Below are 21,952 nucleotides of genomic sequence, written 5' to 3'. Positions count from 1 at the left end.
CGTGAACAGTCCACACGCGACGCGTCAGTCGCCGCCCAGTTCGTGTCTCACAACCACGGCTTACTCGAGTAAGAGATCGTCTTCGTATCTGTAGCCGATATCCTCAAACAGTGACTGGACGCGGGACGTGTTGAGCTCCCCGTCGGTGCCAGGAAAGCTCAGCGGGTCGGATTCGAACCTGTCCTCGAGGTCGCTGTCGAACGCCATGGACTCACTGATTCCGACGAGCGCCGCAGGGGTCGTCGCCGTCTGCGCGAATCCTTCGAAAAACTCACGGACGGCGTGCTCGCGATCGATCAGTCGCGAGCAAAGTTGTCGGAAGTTCGGGTTTCCGAGTTCGTCCTGCCGGCTGTTGTAGCCGATCATGTAGAACGAATCAGTCGTTCCAGTGACTGTCGAGGCGGTCGCCGCTGTTCGAATGTCACGAGCAGTTCCGGGCGGCAGTTCGCTTGCTGTCACGTCGGTGTCGCCATCGATGAGTGCGTCACCCATCGCGCCCGGGTTCGGTGCAATCCGAAACGTGAGTCCCTCGAACTGGGAGAAGTTCTCGAGGACTGCCGGACGGTCCGTCGTCTCGCGGAGAACGTGTCCGTCGAACGGCTCGAGTTCGACTTCGACGTCGGTCGTGACCTCTGAGAACGCAAACAGCCCGGAGCCCACTGGGTCCTCGTTGTTGGTCGTGATCGCCCGTGTCTGTCGATCGGCAATGACTTCCGATCGATCTGCCCAGATATGTGCTGGAAGCACGGGGATCGTGAGCAGCCGGCGAGCAGCCATCTGACTCGCCGCGGGAAACGACAGTTCAATCGTCCGGCTATCGATCACGTCCGTTCCCCCGAGCAGCGTCTGTCGGCCCCGATAGCGTGGTGCAGGGACGCCACCGTCGACCTCGCCCATCGACGTGTCCCCGATAAAATCGAGCGTAAACGCCACGTCCTCGGCGTCGAGTGATTCGCCGTCGTGCCACTCGACACCCTCTCGGAGTGTGACACGGGCCTGAACGCGGCCCTCTGTCGTCCACTCGACGTCCTCGGCCAGCCACGGGACGTACTCGTCACCGATCTGTCTGACCAGCGGATCGTACACCAGCCCCAACAGCCCGCTGATTCGGTTTCGGTCGACAGTGATTGGGTTCAGTCGCTCGGTAAGGTGTTCGCCAAAGACACCCACCTCGATTGGACCATCCCGTGACTCGTTCTCCGAATAAGACAGTAACTCGAGATACTCGTGGGGTCGACGGGGTGGAGTGGGAAGCGAAAACGACTCCGCCACACCGCTAACGACGTACGGAAACGTGACCGTAGTGTACGGTGTCGTCCGCAACAGATGCTCGATCAGGTCGACGAGCACGTCCTGGCGTTCGGATTCGTCGGCTTCCCGCTGGATCTCGAGATAGTCATCGCTCGTCACATCGGAGACGTGAAACGGGTTTTGCCATCCAGGTTCGCTGACGAACCGGGAGTGTAACAGTTCGTACAGCGCATCGTACTCGTCGAGTCCAGGATGTCTCGCGACGAAGACGTCGTAGTCGCCCTCGAGGAGGATATCACGGTACAGTTCCGCTTTGGCAACTGGCTCGTGTGTTGCGTCGATGCCGGCCGAAGCGTAGTTTTCACGGAGTTGGCTCGCGATCGTCGCAGCGAAATAATCGTCGTCCGCAGGAACGGCTTTGATCCGCAGCGAAACCTGGTCCGAGCCGGTGGTTTCCGCTTGCGACCAGAGTCGCTCCGAGCAACCAGCGAGGGCACTGGTCCCAACACCCACTGCAGCGAGCAGCCCTCGACGAGTCACCGATGGAGCGACGTCAGCCATGTGTCCCCGGCTATGCCACCACAGCGTATAGGACTTACTCCCGAAGCGATAGTTTGGTGAGACGGCTCTTCGGGCAAGCAGGAGCGTCGATCAAGCGCGTGTTTGACTCGAGAACGTGCCCTCCTGTAGCTACATGTTAGGACAGTGCAGTGCGTCTCAGCTCAAACGCGTCGAGTCGGCGAATCAATCTGTTGTAAAGTCGGTGCTACCGTTGGTCCAGCGGCTCACCAGTAGCCGAGTCGGTGTAGGGCAGCAAAATCGTGGCTCGAGGAGTGGAGAGACAGTCGCCGGCGCCAATAAATTACCCCATTATTCGAAGTATGGATGATAGTAACGAGATGATGTAGTATCAGCTATTATGTTATTCATGGTAAGAGTATAATAACGAAACATGATACACACGGCTAGCTGTACATGCAGCGCCAGCATCAATCGTCCCAAGAATCGAACACCTCACGACTGCGAACGGCACTCACGGCAGTTCTCATCCGAGACGGCGGACAGACAGTCATCGAGGAGTGTCGACACTGTGGGACGACACTCGAGTCGGGCAGTTCGAACTGTCCGACCTGTGGCTGTACGGAGATCGCCAGCTACCGGATCGACTGATACGGTCTGCTGTCCCGATCACCCGCGATGGAGTCGGTAATTAGCGGTCAGTGACGACAGCAGTCCGTATGAGCAGAACCGGGATTCGGTCGTGGAGAACGAACCAAAACCGTCACTCGAGCGGCAGCGCACGCGTCTCGATCGTCTCCCGGCGACCGTCTAACAGGCCAAAGCGCTCTCTTCGGCGCGACTCGAGCCAGTACAGCAGTCGTTCGGCCCACGTGAGTTTTCGTGCCTTCACCGGGTCAACCGCAGGATCGTCGAAATCCCAGCCGACGAAGACGAGCTGGGCAGCTCCGAGCTGGTCTGCGAGGAACGCTGCCCGATCGCCGTCCGTGAAGCCACCAAAATTCCGGACGGACCCCCGTGGTGTAGATTGTGTCGTCGCCAACACGGCGTCGGCTGCACAGTCGGGAACGACCGCCCGGACCGCGGGAACGTTGTCACCGTGGGCGTGGACCGCGACCGGTACTCCTCGATGGGTCAACTGCCGAACCGTATCGGGGTTTTTGTCGAGATCCGTCACCATACAGTCGACACCGATTCCGTGTTCTGCGAGCGTGTCGGCGGCCGTCGAGGCCGCAAAGACGAGGTCTGTGTCTCGAGCCCGCTCGAGAGACGACTCGTCGCTGAGTGATGGTCCGGCCCCGGCGATCGCAACGGTGGCATCTCGAACACTCGAGAGCCGGTCGAGATCGAACTCGTCGGTCAGCGACGCCAGCACGTCTCGGGCTCGCTCGTCACCGGCCCGATCGTAGCCGAAGTCGTCCAGAATCGCCTCGTAGACGGGTTCCCACTCGTCGAAGTGCATACTCGAAATGAGACGTGGAGTCGTATCCGTGTTCGGGCTTAGAGCCAGTGGTGGGCCAACAGCGCGACAGCGGTATCTCGAGCAACTAACTCAGTGCTCGAGTTATCACTGGTCGACGTAGTACCACAATAATTCGTGTTGTGGGCCGGGGGTCGCCTCCAAAGTACCCCTACCCGGGAGGCCGCCCGGCGTCCACCATCACTTTTCGAATCCTCCGGCATAAGCTTTCTCTTACTCAATCATTTCTGCGAGTGCATCAGAAAGTGCGCGTCCGTCGCCGCTTTCCTCGAGAAGGTGGGCTGAAACGTCCAAAATACCAGTTCTCGATCCAACGAGGAGGACATGTTCGGTGTCCACATACTCCACGTTGGATTCGACGTCGGTGACAGCAGACAGCAGTCGAGTTCGTGCATCCTCGTCGAGTCCGTCGATTTCGATCGCGACTGTCGACCAGTCGTCGGCAGCCGTCGGATCGATGCCACGTGTCGAGAGGTGTGCACGGAGGTCACGGCTCGAGTGAACATCGAGTCGGGAGACCGAAAATTCGGCCGTAGCCGTGCTTGCGCGCTCGGTAAACGCATGTCCGATGAGGGCTGCATCACGGGTGTCGGCGACATCGTGGGTCCGAATAACGTGTGCGCCACGTTCGACAGCCATCGACGTAGCTGCGAGACTAACCGGCAGCCGTTCGTCGGTTTCGCGGCCAGCAATCTCCCCGAGGAAGTTCTTCCGATTGATCGAGACCAGCATGGGCTGGCCAAGCGCGCGGAACTCCCGCAGTCGGCGGAACGTCTCTCGGTCGTCTTCGAGCGTCTGGGCTTCACTCCACCCCCCGAAGGCCGGGTCAACGATCGTCTTCTCGGTGATCCCGTTCTGTTTCAGTGCTTCGTAGACCTGATCGACGTACTCGGCCTGTGCCGCCCACTCCGGCGACTTTCGTGCGGCCCAGTCGGTTTCTCCGACTGCGCCCGGGCGCTCGAGGTCCGGTGGACTCGCCATCTTCGCGACAGCGACGTTGTGTTCTGCGCAGACGGCTGGCATCTCCGGATCGGCGAAGCCGGCGATATCGTTGACCATGTCGAATCCCTGTAAAAGCGCCTCCTCGGCCACCGTCGCATAGCGTGTCTCGATCGAGAAAATCGCATCGCCGGAGACGCGGTCGATCGTCTCGAGTGCGATATGAAGCCGCTCGAGTTCCTCTTCGGCGGAGAGCACATCAAAGCGTTTGTTCGCCGACTCGAGGCCGATGTCGACGATGTCGGCACCCTCACTGATCAGTTCTTCGTCGACGTACTGGGCCGCTTCCCCGGGGTCGTCGTATACGCTTGGATCGTAGGGCGACTCCTCGCTAATATTCAACACACCCATGATCCGAGGCGGGTACTCGTCGCCGATTCCCAACCCCGCCGCGTCGACACTGTTCATACGCTGTCTGTGGAGAGCAGCCTGAAATGTACCGCGGTTGCGGAGAACTGGGCGGGCGTTCGCAGGGCGATCACATCAGCTCGAGATGCTGTCAGCGAGGTTGGTAGTGTCTCCGGGCTGGGACAGGGCCGGCTCGTCGCCGGTAACACCAGTTCGGATCCATCGAGTGCTATCGTTCGTCTCGATGGTCTCGTCGGTCAGCGCCGGGCGGCCAACGTAGCTATCCATCACTGCCGGACCGCTGACGGCGAGTTCGCCGTCAGCACCGTCCTCGAGCACACAGCTCTCGACCATCGGAACTGTCTCCCAGCGTGGCGAGGTGTCGGCGGTAGCCGACGTTCGCACGTGCGTTAGTCCCGTCTCCGGACGACCACGGAGGCGCGTCACAGCGTCCTCGTGCTCCTCGAGCGCCGCCGTCGTCGGTTCGAGAACGGCGACAGTCTCGTCAGCATCAATCTCGAGTGCCGCAAGCGTCTCGTACTGCGACGGTGAGACAAACGTCCGATCGACACGGTCTGTATAGCACAACGACTGGACCGTCTCGGGGTCCCACTGTGGGTGTGGCAGGTACGTCCCACCGTCGAGTATGGTGGCTGTTGTGCCATACATTAACTCGAGTGGATTCGACAGTGGGAGACTCCCGAGATGGCACTGTGTGCCGTCTCGCTCGAGTATCGAGCGGCCGACGCTGGCAGCGCCAGCCAGCGCCGCGTGTGTGTAGGTTACACCGAGTGGCTCGCCATCGTCGTGTCCGACGTACGCGATCAGCCCGCGATCGCTGTCTGACTGTCGCACGACGTCGATTCCAGTCCGTGAGCCAGCACTGTTCATGCCGTCGTTGTCGAGAAATGCCGACAACGTGACTCCCATCCGTGCATCACAGTCGACCGTGATCGCGACACGTGTCTCGTCAGCCCGGTTCAAAATCGTCAGAAACGGTGTCTCGTCGGTGACGAACGCGTCACAGCCAGTTTCGTTCAGTACCGCAATGATGTCGTCGGTGTGGTAGTCAGTCGGCATGGACACCGGTACACAGCCGTTTCTGAGTGTTCCATAGAAGGCGATGAGAAACGCTCGAGGATTCGACAACCGAATCGCGATGGCGTCGCCGGCAGTAATCTCACGAGCCTGTAGACCGCCAGCGAACCTATCGGTCAGCGACCAAAACTTCGAGAACGTCAGTGAGTCGTCGCCACCGATCGCCGTCGCTGCCTGGTTGTCCATCGTCACTTCTTGCAGCGTTTTGATGATATTCGCCATCGCTGGCGAGTTTTGGGCACTGTCTGTTGAACGTTTACTCAATACAGTACAGCAGTCTGGTCAACAGACCAAAGTATCAATATTTCCTAAAAGACCGAGTTACGCAGCGTCCTCCTCGAGGACGGCCAGTCGTGAATCGCGCAAGAGCACCTTCCTGACGATCGAAGGGTTCTCGAGGAGCCGGTGTTTGGCGTGGGCACCGCGGCCGCGTCCACGACCCTCGCGTTCGGACTGGATCACGTTGAGGAAGTTCTGCTCTTGGAGGATCTCCTGGACGCGACGCTCCGAGAGCACGTCGAAATCGAGCCGACGAGCGACTTCCTTGTACTGGTTGTAGATGATTTTCGTCGGGAACTCTTTTTCCGTGCTGTTTTCGGTCAGCAGCGTCAGCGAGTAGAGAATCGCTTTGGCCTGCTGGGGTGAGCCCTCGATCAGCTCGTTAAATCGGTCGGCTTCGGTCTTCTCTTTGGCGTCGCGGACATGATCTGCAGTGACCTGTGCCGCGTTCTGCTTTTTTGCGATCCGGCCGGCGTTTCGAAGGATGTCGATCGCCTTGCGCGCGTCGCCGTGTTCTTGGGCTGCAAGCGCGGCAGTCAGCGGAATCACGTCGTCAGAGAGCACCTCCTCATGGAACGCGTCCCGTCGTTTCTCTAAGATTTCGACGAGCTGGTTGGCGTCGTACGGCGAGAACACGAGTTCGTCCCGGGACAGACTCGATTTGACCCGTTCGGAGAGATGATCCGGGAAATCGATCTTGTTCGAGATGCCGATGATACCGATACTCGAGTCTGAGATCCGTCGGTTCTCGCCGGCACGGGAGAGCTTTCGGAGCACTTCGTCGTCCTCGAGCATGTCGATTTCGTCGAGGATGACGATGGTAACGTCGGTACAGTGGTCGACCGACTGCCAGAGGCGTTTGTAGTAGTCGCCGGTGCCGAGGCCACGGTCGGGAACGGTGACGCCGCTTTCGTCGGGATCGTTGACGATCTGGGCGATCGTCTTGACGATCGACGCCTCGGTGTTTTGCTCGCCACAGTCGATGAACGCGTACTTGACCGTGACGTCGTCACGTCGTGCTTCCGAGATCACTCGCTGGGTGACCGACCGGGAGATCAGCGATTTGCCGGTGCCAGTCTTGCCGAAGATGAACAGGTGGTTCGGTTCGCTCCCGAAAATCGCGGGGTTCAGGGCGTCCGCCACCCGTTGCATTTGCTCATCGCGTCCGACGATCCGGTCCGGACCGGGAAGGTGCGTGATCTCGAGCAAGCGCTCGTCGGCAAAGACCGGATCGTCGTACCGAAAGAGTGGATCACGATCGTCGTTGGCGGACATTTCGTTACCCCGTGGCTTCCAACTGGATTGAAATAAAGCTATGGAGATCGATCGCGGATGTAAAAATCGAGTGATAGGCCATAATACCTGCGGATTTCACCCACTATGCGAGATAGCTGTCGAACAGCAGTCTCGCGTTTCTAACATCGGGTGTGGGTTGCTCGAGAGGAGTCGAGTATGTGAAACACCGACACCCCCGTCGCGGATGTAACGCGAGGGGGCGTGTCCCAGTGAACGGCCGGGAGTGAACTGAGAGTGGCGGGACAGACGTGATGGATCGAGACGTGATTATGACAGCACTATTACCCATAGCGTGTCGGTACTGTCGTGAAAGCCGCCGAAGAAGCACGAAACTCCCGGTAACCGACGGAGTTCGCGGTTACTAGAGGGGGGACACACCCCCCTCGCGTTTGTAACGCCGAATGGGTGGGGTGGGTGTTCGATTATTCTCGATTTTGTGTCGATTGAGATGCTATCGGCCCGATTTTACATCCGCGACTGTGGTGTGTTCCACGTAGAGACCCCCCTGCCTTTGTGCCGTTACAAACGCGAGGGGGGTGTGTGTCCCCTTCGTTGAATCCGATTCAACGTGGAAATCCACGATATCGGCCGAGAGAAGCCAATTACCTCCCGAATAGCAGAAGCAACTCCGGTTACAACACCAGTGAAGTCCACGCAGTGTTCCAATGAGATTCAAGAATTAGCACAGTAACTAGCTGTCTTGTGTTTGCTCTAGAGATCAATACAACACACTAGTATCCTAGATCTAGTACTAGTATACTAGGAAGAACGTTCTCTAGATGAGATGACAGAGAACACCACACAGACAGTGTATCAAACACCGCGTTCCCAGACGGTCACGACTCACACAGGTCCGTTCACTCATTAGCATCCTGTCCCCGGCGAACACGTCTCTTTTGGCCGGTCAGTACGTTCGCCCGGTATGGACGACACCACAGCGATCTTGTGGCCCAATCGTTTCGGTTCGCGACCGCAACCGAACGGTATCGTGACGAACACTTCCTCCCTCACTTTTGGAACGGGGTCACTCGAGGACCGATGACTGCTGAGACATCCGATATCGATGGATTGGCCGATCGGTCACGGACACCGCCGACGGTCGCTGTCGTCGATGCCCAGTCGCCGGGCAACGTTGGAACGATCGCCCGTGCGATGAAGAACTTCGGGTTTGACGAACTGTTGCTCGTCGATCCACCAGCACTCGATCCTGACGGCGAAGCATACGGGTTTGCGGGACATGCTCGAGAGGATATCCTGCCGAACGCGACGGAGGTTTCGTTCGACCACCTCGTCGAGAACTATCACACCATCGGCTGTACAGCGGTGACCAACGAAGACGACCACAGCCACGTTCGATTTCCGTACTCGACACCGTCCGAGCTTCCGGATCGATTGGCGACTGTCGAGGCACCCACGGCACTCGTGTTCGGCCGTGAGCGCGTCGGGCTCACCAACGACGAACTCGCCCAAATCGACGAAATCTGCTCGATTCCGGCCGCTGCTGACTACCCCGTTCTCAATCTTGGGCAGGCCGCAACCATCACTCTCTACGAACTCCGCTCGCTCACCCTCACGGACGAGGAGACACAGCTACCCGACCTCGAGCGTGTTCGGGCTCCTGAACCGACCATTGATCGCGTCTACGACCAGTGGGCCGAACTGCTCGAGGAACTCAACCATCCCGTCGAAAAACGCGAGAAAACGATGCGTATGCTCCGGCGCGTGTACGGCCGGGCTGATCTGACGACGGGTGAGGCGATCGCGCTCCTCGGATTGCTCCGTCGGGCAACTGAACGGCCGGCCGAACAGTGATCTGGAACCGGCTGTCACATGGAGCGCGGTCGCTGATGGCTCCTGTTGGACCCGCTGACCCATACACGCTGATCGCCTCTTGTCGACCATCACCAGGAGATGACTGACGTCAACCGATGATACACGATGGGGCTACTCGGTGCTGGAATGGCGTTTGTAGCCGGCTGTTTGGAAAGCACCGACGTTGAGGACGACTCGAGCGCCTCGAGTCTGCCTTTGGAACGCAGGCTGACTCCTGCGAGATCGATTACGATGGGGGAGCGTCCAGATCGAGGCAGAGTACGCAGGCGACCTCGTCACTAACTAGTGGCGAACTCGAGACGGCTGTCGCCATCGATCGAACGCTGCTGTGACTCGACTCGAAGGGTCACAGAAATCGCCCTACTGCTCTGCGGGCGACACGGTCGACGTCTGCGTTGCTCGCCGGTTCGACTGTGAGACGTATGCGCCCGTTTCGCTGAGCGTGCCGATCCAGCCACAACTGGAGCAGGCAAACAGGCCTTGCCCGTTGATCAACGAGTCGCCACAGTCGGGACAGTCGGTTCCGGGTTGCTGATCCGCCACTGACTCCGTTGACACTTCGCGTTCGCTGGCACTACCCAATGGCGTTGGGAGCTCCCCGGTCCGAAGCGAGGCGATGACTTCGTCCGTCGTGTACGTCTGTTCGAGTTCCTCGTCGGTGTGGGGGAACACGCCAACCAGTTCGTCATCAGCGTAGATCTCGAGACAAATAAGCGGCATCACGAGCAGCGCTCTGGTCGCCCCGGAGAGTTGGGATGTCGTCGTCCGCTTTTTGAACGGCGGGCGAATGCTCACCCCTTGCTTGTCTGCCCACTCCTCGAACCGCTCGAAGCTCTCGAGGGACTCCTGATAGGGGCTGTTGTCAGTCAGTGCGATCTCTTTTGGCCAACTGCGCAACAACAGGTCATCGATCGTCCCCTCTGACTCACAGGCGCGAAGGGTTTCGACCTGTCTGTCGACTGGCTCGAGCAGCAGTGGCGCACGCACGTGACACACGGCTGTAATCGTCGATTCTGGCATCGTTCACAGCGGCCACGTTCTCACGCATAAATCTTCCCTGAATTCCTCCCACCGAACGCACTCGCGGTTGAGCGTTTCCACCCAGTCGTTTCGAACACGGGGCCGCTACTCTCGAGGATCGACCGGTGGTCGCCCAGCATCCGCCTCACAAGCGTCGGATTCGGACTCGATCGGAATCCCACCGTCGGTTCGGGCTGTCGGCTCGCCCGTGTGCGGTGGTTGCTCGAGCGGTGTCGATCCCCATTTCGAGCGCAGGACCGAGCGAATCGCGGTGCGCTTGATGACGACGAAGCCAGCCAGGATCGTTAGCAAGCCGACGATCGTCAGTGAGTCGACGACGGAGCCAAAGATGATCCAACTCACGCCGATCGCAACTGCTGGTTCGGCGTACCCGACGAGGTTGACCTGTATCGCGCCGCTTTCCTCGAGCAACTCGAAGTAGAGCAGGAACGCGAAGACGCCGGAGACGAACGTCAAGTACGCGTACGAGAGCAGTGCCGTCCGCGTTAGCTCGATCGCGGCTACCGATTCGCCACGCAGGCCAGCCCAGCCGAACAACACCCCAGCACCGAGCAACATCGCCCAGGCCTGAAGCGTCTCGAGCGGGAGGTCAGATTCGATCGGCCGCACGAGCACGCTCCCAAGTGCGAACGCGATCGCGGAGGCGAAGACGATTGCTGCACCAACCACCATATCGCCACCGAGCGCCGCCGAAGACGGCTGGACGACGAGGATGACGCCGATCAAGCCGAGTACGAAGCCGATGACACCGACGAGGCTGAGTCGCTCGTTCGGCAGCAACGCGCCCGCGAACGCGACGGTGAGGATGGGTGCCGTACTGACGATTGTGGCGGCGACTGCACCTGAGACGTATAGCTCACCGATGTACAGCAGGCCGTGATAGAGTGCGATGACGAACACACCGGCAACGACGACCACGAGCCACTCTGCTCGACCTGTGGGACGAACCTGATCAGTGACGACGACTGCGTAGCCAAGGACGATCGCGCCTGCCAGCGCATAGCGGAGGCCGGCGAACAACAGCGGCGGGACGTACTCGAGACCGATCTCGATCGCCACGAACGAACTCCCCCAGCAGAGCGCGAGTATCGAAAAGAGCACCGGTTGGCGGTACTCCGATGGAATAGATCCAAGCGTAATCATATCCAGTTCGGAACAGACGGTTGTATTTAGATCCTTCTACAAGCAGCCCGATATCGCAGAAATCAAAACCACACATATGGATTGCATCCGAATCGTCCGCCATGTGAGTCATGAGTCTTGTAGATATCTCCAATTTCATCAGCCGTAGGACATTTATTTCGCCTCCACCAACCACTCCTCCATGGACGAACGCGACGTGCGACTGCTCAAGGCAATCTCCGAACTCGAGACGGGAAGCCCCGAGCGGCTTCACGAAGCAACCGGCATCCCGGTGTCGACGATTCACTATCGGCTGTCCAATCTTCGAGAGGAGGGGATCATTACGAACGACCGCTACGACATCGATCTCGATGAACTCGGTCTTGGCGTGACCGTCCTCGTCGAGGTTCACGCCGATTATCAGGGTTCCTACGAGGAGTTTTCGGATCGACTGCTGACCGTCGAAGGCGTCACGAACGTCTACTTCACGATGGGCGAGACTGACTTCATCGTCGTCGCCCGTCTGAGCAGCAGCGAGATGGTCGAGCGCCTGATCGCCGAGTTCGAACAGCTCGAGGGCGTCGACCGAACCGACTCGACGTTCGTCATCTCGGCGATCGAAGAACGCGACGCCTTGCAGAGTTACAGCCTCGAGACGTTACTCGAGGAGTTGGTCGACGAATAGATTTCATAGACAATTCACAGAGTATATTCCACACTGTATCTATCCGAATACACCAGTAACTCCAGGTGCGAAGTGACTGGCCGGTCAACCTCCATTTTACGAAAAACCTATGAGTTAGTATCATTGATGTGTTATCCAGAGTATGGGTTTTCAAGAATATATCGGGATTGAACTGCTAATACTTGCTTTCATTGCCTTTCTGAATCTCGCCGTGCTCTACGTTATTTACAAACTCATCATACGGTTCTGGAGTTCCGCACAGTCGTAGACTATCACTGTACCTTGCATCGGGTGATATGTGAACCACCTGTACTGATCGAATCAGGACACGTTCATAGTAGGTTTGTGAACCGTTCTATGACACTACTATACTGGCAACACTGATTGCCACGTCCTCCCCAACCGATTCGCTCGTTCACGAGTTCACTCGCTCATCCCTCGCGCAGCTTCGAATCGTGGTTCGCGCATCGCTCACCACGATTCAGCGCGCGCCATCGCATTGATCGCGGATACCGTGATCTAACAGTCTCTCTCAGGAGGTCGATGAGTGAATGTCGCACCTGCCTGAGCAGCGTGGACATCTCGTTTCTAGCATGCGGACCTTCGTTGGATCGTGTCCAGTATGAGAATCAGAGATACCATTTGAATCGTCAGAACTTGAGACGTGCTGTTCGGTGATCCAAACGCACACGTATCACTGTGAACGAGGTGAGCAACCCCTTCTGGAGTTCGCGTCGTAAACCGCAATACGCATCCAAATTAAGTCAATACAGCCGATTTATACCCATATGGATGAAGACCGACAAAAGCTCGTTTCGATGTATGTCGGACTGATCGTGGGCTGTGCCGCGCTCCTGGTAATCGGGTCTGTCACTGGACTCGCCCCGATCGGACTGAACAGGAGTGTCGTTATCGCGTTTGTCGGCGTCACGACCCTGCTATACGCGGTGATGTTTGTAACGTATATTGTGGCGAATACGCACACTCCTTAGTAGTTGGACCTGAATTTCAACGCGTCGTTGAACGTTCTTTCTCGCGGTCTCGCCAAGCTATAGTAACAACTGAACCGATGGACACACGGATCGCAGAGCCGTCATGCGAGCTGGTGTGCAGTGACGGTCAGTGGCTACGATAGGAGTGAACTACTCCGAAAACACGCCTGTGGAGACTGCGACCACTGTGGACATGATTACTGTGTCTGCAAGTCGCGTTTGTCGAGGGAACCTCGACAGTCTGACAACGTCGTCGAATCAGGAAGCCTCTGTCTCAAGGAGCCCGCGCTATCGGGCAAGTAGGCAGGGGTCGTTCACGCTCGCTTTTGGATCTCCTCGCGGAGCAACTGACTCACGAGGTCGCCGTCAGCCTTGCCCCGGAGTGCACCCATACACTCGCCCATGAGGCCCGAAAACGCCTGCATCCCTTCTTCTTCGACCTGCGCTTCGTTCCGCTCGACGACCTCGGCGATGGCCTCGCGGACTTCGTCCTCGTCGGCACCGCCGAGTCCGGCGTCTTCGGCTGCCTCCTCGGCCGTTCGATCCGGCTGCTCGGCCAGTGCCTCGAGCAGATCCGTGACGCCTTCGTTCGGGAGGTCGCCGTCTTCGACCATCTCGAGGACGGCCTCGATGTGCGTCTCGGTGAGCGCCTCGACGGGCACGTCGTCACGCCGGAGTTCGGTCAGCGTCGACTCGAGCGTCGTCGCGGCCAGCGTCGGGTCGATGCCATCGGCGACGACGGACTCGAACAGCGGCATGTGTGTGCCGTAGGCGACCTGTTCGGCAAGCCCCGCACTGAGGTCGAACTCCGCTTGATAGCGTTCGACCTTCTCGGTCAGCAGTTCCGGCTCGGGAACCTCGCTCGGGTCCGGTTCGACGGGCGGAACGTCGGTTTCGGGGTACATCCGTGCCGCGCCGGGGAGTGGGCGGAGATAGCGCGTCGTCCCGTCCTCGAGTGCGTCGCGGGTCTCCTCGGGGACGCCCTCGAGTGCAGTGCCAGCGCGTTCGGCAACGGCATCGATTGACGCTTCTGCGATGTCGGTGTCGGCGGCGACGATCGCCACTGCGTCTTCTTCACTGGCACCCACAGTGTCCCGCAGGGCCTCCACTTCAGCTTCGGTGACGCCGTAGGCCGGCAGTTCGTCCGTGTGGAAGATCCCGCCCGCGCCGTGACGTTTGGCATGGTCGGAGAACTCGGTTCCCAGCCGGCGGTCGGGTGCGATTTCCCGGCCAACGAGTCCGTCGAAGCCGTACAGTGGGACGGCCATCACGGAGCCACCTGAACCGAGTGCACCACCGATAACGCCGCTGTCAGTGCCCTCGAAGACGTCGGTAACGTCTTGGGTCTCACCGACAGAGGCCTCGCGGGCCTCGAGTTCGTCTCGGATCTCGACGAGTTCGACCTGCCGTGCGGCTTCGTTGCGAACGATATCGTCGATGTCGTCGAGGCTCTGGACGCCTTTGATCTCGACGCGCGCGCCGTCGGCGATGGAGACGTTGACGTCCTGGCGGATCGTCCCCAGCCCGCGTTTGACCTTCCCGGTCGAGCGAAGCAGCATGCCGATCCGTTCGGCGGCCTCGAGGGCCTGGTCGGGCGTCGAGATATCCGGTTTCGTGCCGATCTCGACGAGCGGGATACCGAGTCGGTCGAGACTGAAGCGCACGCCGTCGTCGGTTTCCTCGACGCGCTGGGCGCTTTCTTCCTCGAGCAGGAGGTCTTCGATGCCGACTGCGCCCTCGCTGGTCTCGATCGCGCCGCCGGTGGCGATCAGCGACGAGCGCTGGAAGCCTGTCGTGTTCGAGCCGTCGACGACGATCTTGCGCATGACGTGGGCCTGATCGACGGGGTTCATGTCCATGAGCTGAGCGACCTCGAGGGTCGTCTCGAGGGCTTCGTCGTCGAGTGTGGCCGGCGGCTCGTCGTCTTCTTCGACCAGACAGGTCGTATCGTAGGCGAGGTATTCGAACTCGCGGTCGACGCGACTCTCTTCTAAGGCGGCCTGGTCGATCTCGCCCAGTTCGCTCCGTGTTGGATGCAGATAGCGGGTAAACGTCCGCGTCGACTCCTCGGGCTCGCGAAGCTCGGTTGGACACTGACAGAACAGCTTCGTCGCCGTATCGAGTTGCTGGTGGATCTCCAGCCCGGCGACGAGTCCGAGCTCGTCGTAATCGTGCTCGCTCATTGGCCGCCACTCGGAGGCGGAGGGGTAAAAAACCGTCCAGTTGCGGTTCTCCTGTCGGAGCGCACTCGTTGCAGAGTTCGTTCCGCAACATTTGCCGTCTCCGAGGTGATGGCTGGCTGTTCGCGACCGCTGTTCGACAGTCTTAGTCGCTCGAGGACCCCGCCGGCAGCCCTGGATTCGAGTCGCTATCCGAGGAGCCGAGTTCGGTTTCGCTCGAGTCGCCATCCACGACTTGTCGCGAGTGGGTCCGATTGAGCGCCGTCTCGATCCGTTCGAGAGCCGTCTCCGACGTCGCCTCGAGGGCGTGTATCGGCACCGTCGCGTTTGTGGCCCGTCGCTGTCCGTCGTCCGTGGCGCTCGCCCTGTCGTCCGACTCGCGTGTGACACAGACGATCGACTCGGCTGCGGTTTCAACTGTCTCGAGCAGCTCTGTGATGCCGGGACTGTCGGCGAGTGCGTACCCGGTTAGGACCGCCACGTCGGCGTTCTCGACCCGATCACTGACTGTCTCGAGTGTCGCCGTCGAAAGCGACTCGAACGGTGGGACTTCAAGGCAGTCGACCTCGAGCGTTCGAGCCGTCTCGGCGGCCGTGTCACCGTGCGTGACGGGGCCAAGCGAGAGGTCGGGTCCGGGATGGGTGCGCTCGAGTTGGGCGAGCACGCACGCTGCAGTCGGTCCGGTCCCAACGACGTGAATCCGGGCGTCCTGTAATTGCATTGTCGTTTCGTCCTCATCGGCCACGTCGGTCCGACGACTTGGGAGCGCTGTTACGGTCTCTGCGCCCGTAATCGGGTTCGGCGTCACCGTCGCGGTCGCATCGAAGACGTCGGCGAGTGACTCGCCAGTCAACACGTCGGTCGGTGGCCCGCTCCGATAGACGCCGCCGTCGGCGAGCATCACGAGTCGATCGCAGTAGCGGGCGGCCAGATCCAAATCGTGGATCGCCGCACAGACGGTTCGGCCGTCATCGACGAGTTCACGGACCAACTCGAGCGTCTCGAGCTGGTGGTTGATGTCGAGACTCGCGGTTGGCTCGTCGAGCAACATCGCTGGCGTCTCCTGGGCAATCGCCCGTGCGAGCACGACTCGCTGGCGTTGCCCGCCACTGATCGCGTCGATCGGCCGCTCAGCGAGATCGGTCGTCCGTGTTCGCTCGAGCGCCTGCTCGACCGCCTCGTGGTCCGCCTGCGTTGGCGAGGAAAACCGCGAGCGGTGGGGATGGCGCCCCATCTCGACGACGTCACGGACGGGAAACGAAAACGAGAGCGTCGTATCCTGCGGGACGACCGAGACCAGCTGACTCGAGCGTTTCGAGGAGACGCCGTGAATATCAACACCGTCGATCGATACCGTTCCGGAATCGGGCTCGAGTGCGCCGCTGATCGCTCGCAAGAGCGTTGTCTTCCCGGCCCCGTTGGGACCGACGAAGCCGACGAACTCACCGGGCTCGATCGTTACGGAGACGTCCTCGAGGACCGAAAGCTCGCCGAACGAAATCGAGCAGTCCTCGACGGTGATCGCCGCCGGATCGACGCCGGTGGGTCGTGGCGTCTTCGTCTCGCCGCCGCTGCCAATGAACCTCATACCGAATGCACCTCCCGCCGGACGAGCAAAAAGAGGAAAAACGGCGCGCCGACAAAGGCCGTGATGATGCCGACCGGCACCTCGGCGGGGCCGGCTCGAGCGATGGTGTCCGTAATCACGAGAAACGAAGCACCCGCGAGGGCGCTGGTCGGCAGCAAAATCCGGTGATCCGGGCCAACGATCAGTCGCATGATGTGGGGAACGACGAGGCCGACGAAGCCGATGACGCCAGCAACAGCAACGCCCGCGGCGGTGATGATGCTCGCAACCGCGAGCAGGAGGAACTTCGTTCGTTCGACTTCGGTCCCGAGGTGGTGGGCGTCTTCCTCGCCGAGTAAGAGCACGTTCAGGTCTCGCGTGTAGCTTCCCAGGACGAGAACGCCGAGCACTGCCACTGGGAGTGCAAAGCCGACGTCGCTCCACGTGCTGTTGCTGAGATGGCCCATCATCCAGACGACGGCTTGCCGGAGGCTATCGCCGCTGTGGACGAGCATATACGAGATGAGCGCGCCGAGAAACGCCTGCATGGCGACGCCCGCGAGCAACAGCGTTGCGACAGGCGTTCGGCCACCCTCCGTCGCGATCGAATAGACCAGAAACGCCGTCAGGAGCGCGCCGGCAAACGCCGCCAGATGGAGGCTCCCAAACGGGACGAGCATGGGAAACGCGATGGCTGCGACGGCACCTGCAGCGGCCCCAGTCGAGACACCGATGATCGATGGATCAGCGAGCGGATTTCGGAAAAACCCCTGCATCACCGTCCCGGCTGCGGCGAGTGCGAACCCGACCGTTGCCGCGAGCGCGATCCGGGGCAGGCGGATATCCGCGACGATGATCTGGTGGGTGTTCGGCACGTCGAACGCAAACATCGACGTATACTCAAAGCTCGGAACCGGCACGCCGACGCCGACGATGGGAATCGTGAGAGTTCCGGCCGTGACGCTCGAGGGAACGACGATGGCGTTCAAAATCGCCAGCGCGACCGTCAACGGGTCGACTCTGACTGGCCCGAGCGCGGCACTGACGACGATGACGGCGACGAGCAACGCTGTCAGCCCCGCCGACCACGAGAGGATTCGGGCCGAGTACGTCATACATCACAACCTCGGTTGGGTTAGACAAATATTTGTTGAAGAGTCTCTATCTAGCGGATGATGCGACAGAAACTCGTAATTTTGCTTACTGCGTTATTGACGCTCTCGTTGGTTGCCCCAGTCGCTGCGGCCAGCAGCGTGTCGGCAACGCCCGACGAGACCGCGGACTGTGAGTACCCGATCGAACTGACTGATGCCACTGGTGAAGAGATCACACTCGAGGAAGCCCCTGATTCCGTCGTCGCCTTGCAGGCAAGCGACGCACAGACTGTCTTCGAGATCGGTGCCGAAGACCGACTCGTCGGCATGCCCGACGAGGAAGCAACGAGCGGCCTCGAGATTGGTGACCGCGAGGACGTGACCGACAACTACGCCATCGTCCACGAGCGCGTGATCGACCTCGACCCCGATGTCGTTCTGGCCGCGAACATCACCGATGAAGAAGATATCGAGACCCTTCGCGAGGCTGGCCTCACTGTCTACCAATTCGACGACGCAGGGTCGATCGACGACGTTCGTGACAACGTGCTCCGAACCGGCGAACTGACCGGCGAATGTGACGGCGCCACCGAAACCGTCGACTGGATGGACGAGCGTCTCGAGGTCGTCGAAGCGGCACTCGAGGATGCAGACCGCCCGCTCGCATACTATGCGATGGGTGAGGATGGCATGACGGCTGGAACCGACACGTTCATTCACGAAGTGCTGACGACCGCTGGTGTCGAGAATCTCGCCGAACGGGCCGACATCGGCTTCTACCAGCCACTCAGCAGCGAAATGATCGTCGACGAAGACCCCGAGTGGATCATCTACTCCGACGACAGATCGGAGGTACCGATCCCCGAAGCAGCCGAGGCGACGACTGCCTACCAGAACGATAACGTCTTTGCGGTCAACGCGAACCAGCTCAACCAGCCGGCACCACAGGTCATCTACGCCGTCGTCGACATCGTCGAGACGGTCCATCCTGACGCCTACGAGCAGGCAGTTGAGGGCCTCGAGGACACAGATGAATCCGACGAGAACGGCGCCGAAGAAACCGACGACGGCGAGGATTCGATCCCTGGCTTCGGCGTGCCAGCAGCCATCGCTGCGCTGCTTGCCGTTGCGTTCCTCGCGCACCGTCGATAACCGCCACACAGCCACGTTTTTTGAAAAGCGTTTACCCGTCGGCCCGTTGAGAGAGGTGTATGGTCGAGAACGTCATCTGGCCCGCCTATCTCGATGCGGGCCTGTCACGCGCCGAGGGTCGGCGCGTGTCTCAGGAGCTCGCAGTCGAAGAGCCAGCGGTCGATGAAATCGCCAAGGCAGTCCAGCAGATCGGGTACGACGCCACGATCGAGCGGGACAAGTCCTATTCCCGGGAGCCCTGGGCCGACCGGGGCCGCGTCGTCGTCCGCGGTGCCGACGATTCGACAAAAAACGACCTCGTCCAAGCCGTCGCGGCCTACGTCGTCGCGATGCGCGAATAATATGCGCCGCGTTGGCTCAGTCGTCCGCACCGCACAGGGACTCGCCGTCTTGCGGGCGGACGAACGCGACAGTGACGCCGAGTCGGACGATCAACTCCGCCACGAGATTGGCACGATGGTCCTCGACGACTCCCTCGAGGAAGTTGGCCGTGTTGTCGACGTTTTCGGGCCGGTCGAGCGGCCCTATATCGCGGTGACGCCCGACGCCGGCGTCCACCTGCCGTCGCTCGTCGGTTCGACGCTGTACGCCCGCTGAGACGGTCTGCTGTCCCGATCACCACGATCGGTGATCAGCGGTAACTGACGACAGCATCCGTATGAGGACGCTCGAGTGGGTTCCGAGCTTCCCGGGTGTCGCTGCCTCGAGCGAAGACGAAAACACCCATACGAGCGGGGGACAAACCCCGCTCTATGAACCATCGGACACGGGTCCTTCTCGCCGTCGGCGTGACCGTGGTGCTCTTTCTGGGCGTCCAGTTCGGTGCACTGGCGCTGATCGAGCCCTTCCACGAGTCGGAGCGTCAGGCTGTCGAGAACCCTGACGACCCGACAAACAGCGTGGTCTACTTTGCGATTATTCTCGTTGCGACCGCGTTCATGCTCGTGACGTTCAAATACGACGTCGAGTGGCTGATCAAGGCGCTGATCATCGGCGTCAGCGTGATGCTCGCGTGGTTCGTCTTCGCTGAACTCGTTCCGCCCGTCGCGACCGTCGGCTCGGTGAACGCCATCGCCGCGCTTGGCGCGATCGCCGTCGGCGCGGGGCTGTTGTTCTATCCGGAGTGGTACGTCATCGACAGTACAGGGGTGATCATGGGCGCTGGCGCTGCGGCCCTGTTCGGGATCAGCTTCGGCCTGTTGCCCGCAATCTTGTTGCTCACCGTTCTCGCGGTCTACGACGCGATCAGCGTCTACCGAACCGAGCACATGCTCGACCTCGCCGAAGGCGTCATGGATCTCAAAATCCCCGTCGTCCTCGTCATCCCGACGTCGCTTTCCTTTTCGTATCTCGAGTCGGGGAGCACCGACGACGTCCTTGACGATGACACCGACTCGAGTGACGATGAGACGGGTTCGGAGGCCGACTCACCCGCGACCGAGGAGTCGGATGCGGATGCCGAAACCGACGACCAGGACGCGGATGCGATCGAGCGAGATGCGCTGTTCATCGGGCTCGGTGACGCCGTGATCCCAACGATTCTCGTCGCGAGTGCGGCGTACTTCCTCGATGTCGGAATGATCGCGGTCCCGGGAATCGCGTTGAACGTCCCCGCACTCGGCGCGATTATCGGGACGATTGCTGGGCTCCTCGTGCTCATGCATATGGTTCTCAAAGGAAAACCGCATGCCGGACTGCCACTGTTAAACGGCGGGGCGATCAGTGGCTACCTCCTCGGCGCGGTCGCCAGTGGGCTCTCGCTTGCAACGGCACTCGGCCTCTGATCGGACGACAGCGACCGCCAGTCGAACGGGGCTGGCAAACGGAGTGTCGTCATCCGTGCCGGCGTCATCGCCTCGTTCATTATTCGACTGACTTCGAGCCGTCGCGTTCGTGGCCGTCCTCACGCTGTGGGCCGCCGAACCGAACCAGAATGCTCACTCGAGTGTCGTCACCGAACGGATCTCGAACCTGGCACCGCTGCTGTCGGCATCAGTCACTACGATCGACCACCCATGCGCGTCGACGACGCGGTTTACGATCGCAAGCCCGAAGCCGGAGCCGGCCGCCTCGGTCGTGTATCCGGATTCGAAGATGTGCTCACGATCTGCAGGCGGAACGCCCGGTCCGTCATCTTGGACGTAAAACCCATCGACGGACGGCTGAGCCTCGTCTGCGGTCTCGAGTGTCCCGACCTCGATCGTCGGCCTCTGGCCACCGTGTTCGACGGCGTTCCGAAACAAATTCTCGAGGAGATGCTGCAGTAGGTTCGGGTCCGCCTCGACGGTAACCGAATCCGTGACCGACATCGTCGAAGCCTCCGTCTGAACATGCGACCACGCGTTCTCGGCGGCATCTCTGAGCCGAACTGGCTCGAGCTGTTCAGTGTCCTCGGTCGTGACGAGCATCAGTGCGTCGTCGATGATCGCCTCCATGCGCTCGAGCGACGAGTGAAGCGCTTCCCAATCGGTCTCGTCTTCGAGACCGTCGTCGACGTTTTCGAGCGACTGTGCCGTTGCGAGTGCGACCGACAGCGGGTTTCGGAGATCGTGTGAGAGCAACGTGGCGAACGCCTCCATCTGCTCGGCCTGCTCTCGAGCCTGCTGCTCGAGTTGTCGTCGCTCGGTAATATCGACGTGCATCACGAGGACGTACCGGTCGCCGTCGTGGTGATAGCTCGTCGCGTTCATCGTGAACCAGTGTTTTTCCGTGGGTGTGTGACAGGGGTACTCGAAGGAGAACGTCTCGCGTTTGCCGGCGAGGATCGCTCGGATCCCACGTGCGGCGTCGGCCGCGTCGTCTCCCGCACTGGCATCACAGACGTCGAGATAGTTGACGCCGACACCGGCTGCTCCCGCCACCAACCCCTGTTCGTCGCCGAACGAGTCCCACGACTGATTCGTGTACAGAATGGTGCTCTCATCGTCGAGGATTGCAACGTGTGCGGGAAGCGCGTCGAATCCAGCACCAACGAACGAGCCGTGGGTGTCCATTACCGGATACAGGAACTCATGCT

General features: G+C 60.4%; 18 protein-coding genes. 7 read left to right on the top strand and 11 right to left on the bottom strand.

All coding sequences use genetic code 11. The annotated features are described in order from the left end of the window. Positions 1–60: 60 nt before the first annotated feature. Positions 61–1,812, bottom strand: a complete 1,752-nt coding sequence (locus ACERJA_RS17610) for an ABC transporter substrate-binding protein (protein ID WP_373609542.1) — start codon at positions 1,810–1,812, stop codon at positions 61–63. A 414-nt stretch (positions 1,813–2,226) separates the two neighbouring features. Here ACERJA_RS17610 and ACERJA_RS17605 point away from each other — a divergent pair, with 414 nt between their 5' ends. Beyond that, a complete protein-coding gene (locus ACERJA_RS17605; RefSeq protein WP_373609541.1) occupies positions 2,227–2,421 on the top strand; it encodes a hypothetical protein in 195 nt (64 codons plus the stop codon). A gap of 112 nt (positions 2,422–2,533) precedes the next feature. Here ACERJA_RS17605 and ACERJA_RS17600 read toward each other — a convergent pair whose 3' ends face one another. From ACERJA_RS17600 to ACERJA_RS17585, 4 genes are all read right to left on the bottom strand, one after another. After that, positions 2,534–3,232, bottom strand: coding sequence for a 6-hydroxymethylpterin diphosphokinase MptE-like protein (locus ACERJA_RS17600; RefSeq protein ID WP_373609540.1), 699 nt, complete (start codon positions 3,230–3,232; stop codon positions 2,534–2,536). Between the two features lie 231 nt (positions 3,233–3,463). Then, positions 3,464–4,657 (bottom strand): dihydropteroate synthase, encoded by a 1,194-nt coding sequence (folP, locus tag ACERJA_RS17595; RefSeq protein WP_373609539.1) that lies wholly within the window; start codon positions 4,655–4,657, stop codon positions 3,464–3,466. 75 nt (positions 4,658–4,732) lie between these two features. Beyond that, the gene (locus tag ACERJA_RS17590) at positions 4,733–5,917 is read right to left on the bottom strand and encodes an AMP-binding protein (protein ID WP_373609538.1); all 1,185 of its coding nucleotides are present in this window, start codon (positions 5,915–5,917) and stop codon (positions 4,733–4,735) included. Between the two features lie 99 nt (positions 5,918–6,016). Then, the gene (locus ACERJA_RS17585) at positions 6,017–7,249 is read right to left on the bottom strand and encodes a Cdc6/Cdc18 family protein (RefSeq protein WP_373609537.1); all 1,233 of its coding nucleotides are present in this window, start codon (positions 7,247–7,249) and stop codon (positions 6,017–6,019) included. A gap of 1,059 nt (positions 7,250–8,308) precedes the next feature. On the opposite strand from ACERJA_RS17585, the gene ACERJA_RS17580 reads away from it, so the two are divergent. Continuing rightward, positions 8,309–9,082 (top strand): RNA methyltransferase, encoded by a 774-nt coding sequence (locus tag ACERJA_RS17580; RefSeq protein WP_373609536.1) that lies wholly within the window; start codon positions 8,309–8,311, stop codon positions 9,080–9,082. A gap of 381 nt (positions 9,083–9,463) precedes the next feature. Here the strand turns inward: ACERJA_RS17580 and ACERJA_RS17575 are convergent, their stop codons facing one another. Beyond that, positions 9,464–10,123 carry an HTH domain-containing protein gene (locus ACERJA_RS17575; RefSeq protein ID WP_373609535.1) on the bottom strand — a complete coding sequence of 220 codons (660 nt, stop codon included), beginning with the start codon at positions 10,121–10,123 and terminating at the stop codon, positions 9,464–9,466. A gap of 105 nt (positions 10,124–10,228) precedes the next feature. After that, complete coding sequence (locus ACERJA_RS17570; protein WP_373609534.1) at positions 10,229–11,287, bottom strand: DMT family transporter; 1,059 nt, start codon at positions 11,285–11,287, stop codon at positions 10,229–10,231. A gap of 181 nt (positions 11,288–11,468) precedes the next feature. Between ACERJA_RS17570 and ACERJA_RS17565 the strand changes: the two genes are divergently transcribed. Beyond that, the gene (locus tag ACERJA_RS17565) at positions 11,469–11,951 is read left to right on the top strand and encodes an Lrp/AsnC family transcriptional regulator (RefSeq protein WP_006067530.1); all 483 of its coding nucleotides are present in this window, start codon (positions 11,469–11,471) and stop codon (positions 11,949–11,951) included. 1,306 nt (positions 11,952–13,257) lie between these two features. On the opposite strand, the gene gatE is transcribed toward ACERJA_RS17565, so the two are convergent. The 3 genes from gatE to btuC form a co-directional block, all read right to left on the bottom strand. Beyond that, positions 13,258–15,126, bottom strand: coding sequence for a Glu-tRNA(Gln) amidotransferase subunit GatE (gene gatE, locus ACERJA_RS17560; RefSeq protein ID WP_373609533.1), 1,869 nt, complete (start codon positions 15,124–15,126; stop codon positions 13,258–13,260). Positions 15,127–15,268: 142 nt separating this feature from the next. Continuing rightward, positions 15,269–16,711 (bottom strand): heme ABC transporter ATP-binding protein, encoded by a 1,443-nt coding sequence (locus ACERJA_RS17555; protein ID WP_373609532.1) that lies wholly within the window; start codon positions 16,709–16,711, stop codon positions 15,269–15,271. Next, positions 16,708–17,805 (bottom strand): vitamin B12 ABC transporter permease BtuC, encoded by a 1,098-nt coding sequence (btuC, locus tag ACERJA_RS17550; RefSeq protein ID WP_373609531.1) that lies wholly within the window; start codon positions 17,803–17,805, stop codon positions 16,708–16,710. The genes ACERJA_RS17555 and btuC overlap by 4 nt, the downstream gene beginning before the upstream one ends. Before the next feature lie 60 nt (positions 17,806–17,865). Between btuC and ACERJA_RS17545 the strand changes: the two genes are divergently transcribed. The 4 genes from ACERJA_RS17545 to ACERJA_RS17530 all read left to right on the top strand — a co-directional run bounded on the left by ACERJA_RS17545 (position 17,866) and on the right by ACERJA_RS17530 (position 20,720). Continuing rightward, positions 17,866–18,936: a PGF-CTERM-anchored ABC transporter substrate-binding protein gene (locus ACERJA_RS17545; protein ID WP_373609530.1), complete on the top strand. Its 1,071-nt coding sequence runs from the start codon at positions 17,866–17,868 to the stop codon at positions 18,934–18,936. A gap of 59 nt (positions 18,937–18,995) precedes the next feature. Beyond that, positions 18,996–19,277 (top strand): signal recognition particle subunit SRP19, encoded by a 282-nt coding sequence (srp19, locus tag ACERJA_RS17540; RefSeq protein ID WP_006067537.1) that lies wholly within the window; start codon positions 18,996–18,998, stop codon positions 19,275–19,277. A 1-nt stretch (position 19,278) separates the two neighbouring features. Further along, positions 19,279–19,533, top strand: a complete 255-nt coding sequence (locus tag ACERJA_RS17535; RefSeq protein ID WP_373609529.1) for an H/ACA ribonucleoprotein complex subunit GAR1 — start codon at positions 19,279–19,281, stop codon at positions 19,531–19,533. A 155-nt stretch (positions 19,534–19,688) separates the two neighbouring features. Then, on the top strand, positions 19,689–20,720 hold the full coding sequence (locus tag ACERJA_RS17530) for a presenilin family intramembrane aspartyl protease PSH (RefSeq protein ID WP_373609528.1): 1,032 nt from the start codon (positions 19,689–19,691) through the stop codon (positions 20,718–20,720). Positions 20,721–20,873: 153 nt separating this feature from the next. Here ACERJA_RS17530 and ACERJA_RS17525 read toward each other — a convergent pair whose 3' ends face one another. Then, entirely contained in the window at positions 20,874–21,929 is a 1,056-nt protein-coding gene (locus tag ACERJA_RS17525; RefSeq protein WP_373609527.1) for an ATP-binding protein, read from the bottom strand. Positions 21,930–21,952: the final 23 nt, after the last annotated feature.

The sequence above is a fragment of the Natronorubrum sp. A-ect3 genome (assembly GCF_041821125.1).
GTDB lineage: Archaea > Halobacteriota > Halobacteria > Halobacteriales > Natrialbaceae > Natronorubrum > Natronorubrum bangense.
The sequence above is the reverse complement of the archived record's forward strand: the minus strand, read 5'-3'. Positions and strand labels throughout refer to the sequence as shown.

Coding starts and splice junctions, on each gene's coding strand:
- ACERJA_RS17535 (WP_373609529.1), top strand. CDS start 19,279: ATGCGCCGCGTTGGCTCAGTCGTCCGCACCGCACAGGGACTCGCCGTC.
- ACERJA_RS17610 (WP_373609542.1), bottom strand. CDS start 1,812: ATGGCTGACGTCGCTCCATCGGTGACTCGTCGAGGGCTGCTCGCTGCA.
- ACERJA_RS17605 (WP_373609541.1), top strand. CDS start 2,227: ATGCAGCGCCAGCATCAATCGTCCCAAGAATCGAACACCTCACGACTG.
- ACERJA_RS17590 (WP_373609538.1), bottom strand. CDS start 5,917: ATGGCGAATATCATCAAAACGCTGCAAGAAGTGACGATGGACAACCAG.
- gatE (WP_373609533.1), bottom strand. CDS start 15,126: ATGAGCGAGCACGATTACGACGAGCTCGGACTCGTCGCCGGGCTGGAG.
- ACERJA_RS17570 (WP_373609534.1), bottom strand. CDS start 11,287: ATGATTACGCTTGGATCTATTCCATCGGAGTACCGCCAACCGGTGCTC.
- ACERJA_RS17575 (WP_373609535.1), bottom strand. CDS start 10,123: ATGCCAGAATCGACGATTACAGCCGTGTGTCACGTGCGTGCGCCACTG.
- ACERJA_RS17530 (WP_373609528.1), top strand. CDS start 19,689: ATGAACCATCGGACACGGGTCCTTCTCGCCGTCGGCGTGACCGTGGTG.
- ACERJA_RS17525 (WP_373609527.1), bottom strand. CDS start 21,929: ATGGACACCCACGGCTCGTTCGTTGGTGCTGGATTCGACGCGCTTCCC.
- ACERJA_RS17545 (WP_373609530.1), top strand. CDS start 17,866: ATGCGACAGAAACTCGTAATTTTGCTTACTGCGTTATTGACGCTCTCG.
- srp19 (WP_006067537.1), top strand. CDS start 18,996: ATGGTCGAGAACGTCATCTGGCCCGCCTATCTCGATGCGGGCCTGTCA.
- ACERJA_RS17600 (WP_373609540.1), bottom strand. CDS start 3,232: ATGCACTTCGACGAGTGGGAACCCGTCTACGAGGCGATTCTGGACGAC.
- ACERJA_RS17565 (WP_006067530.1), top strand. CDS start 11,469: ATGGACGAACGCGACGTGCGACTGCTCAAGGCAATCTCCGAACTCGAG.
- btuC (WP_373609531.1), bottom strand. CDS start 17,805: ATGACGTACTCGGCCCGAATCCTCTCGTGGTCGGCGGGGCTGACAGCG.
- ACERJA_RS17555 (WP_373609532.1), bottom strand. CDS start 16,711: ATGAGGTTCATTGGCAGCGGCGGCGAGACGAAGACGCCACGACCCACC.
- ACERJA_RS17585 (WP_373609537.1), bottom strand. CDS start 7,249: ATGTCCGCCAACGACGATCGTGATCCACTCTTTCGGTACGACGATCCG.
- ACERJA_RS17580 (WP_373609536.1), top strand. CDS start 8,309: ATGACTGCTGAGACATCCGATATCGATGGATTGGCCGATCGGTCACGG.
- folP (WP_373609539.1), bottom strand. CDS start 4,657: ATGAACAGTGTCGACGCGGCGGGGTTGGGAATCGGCGACGAGTACCCG.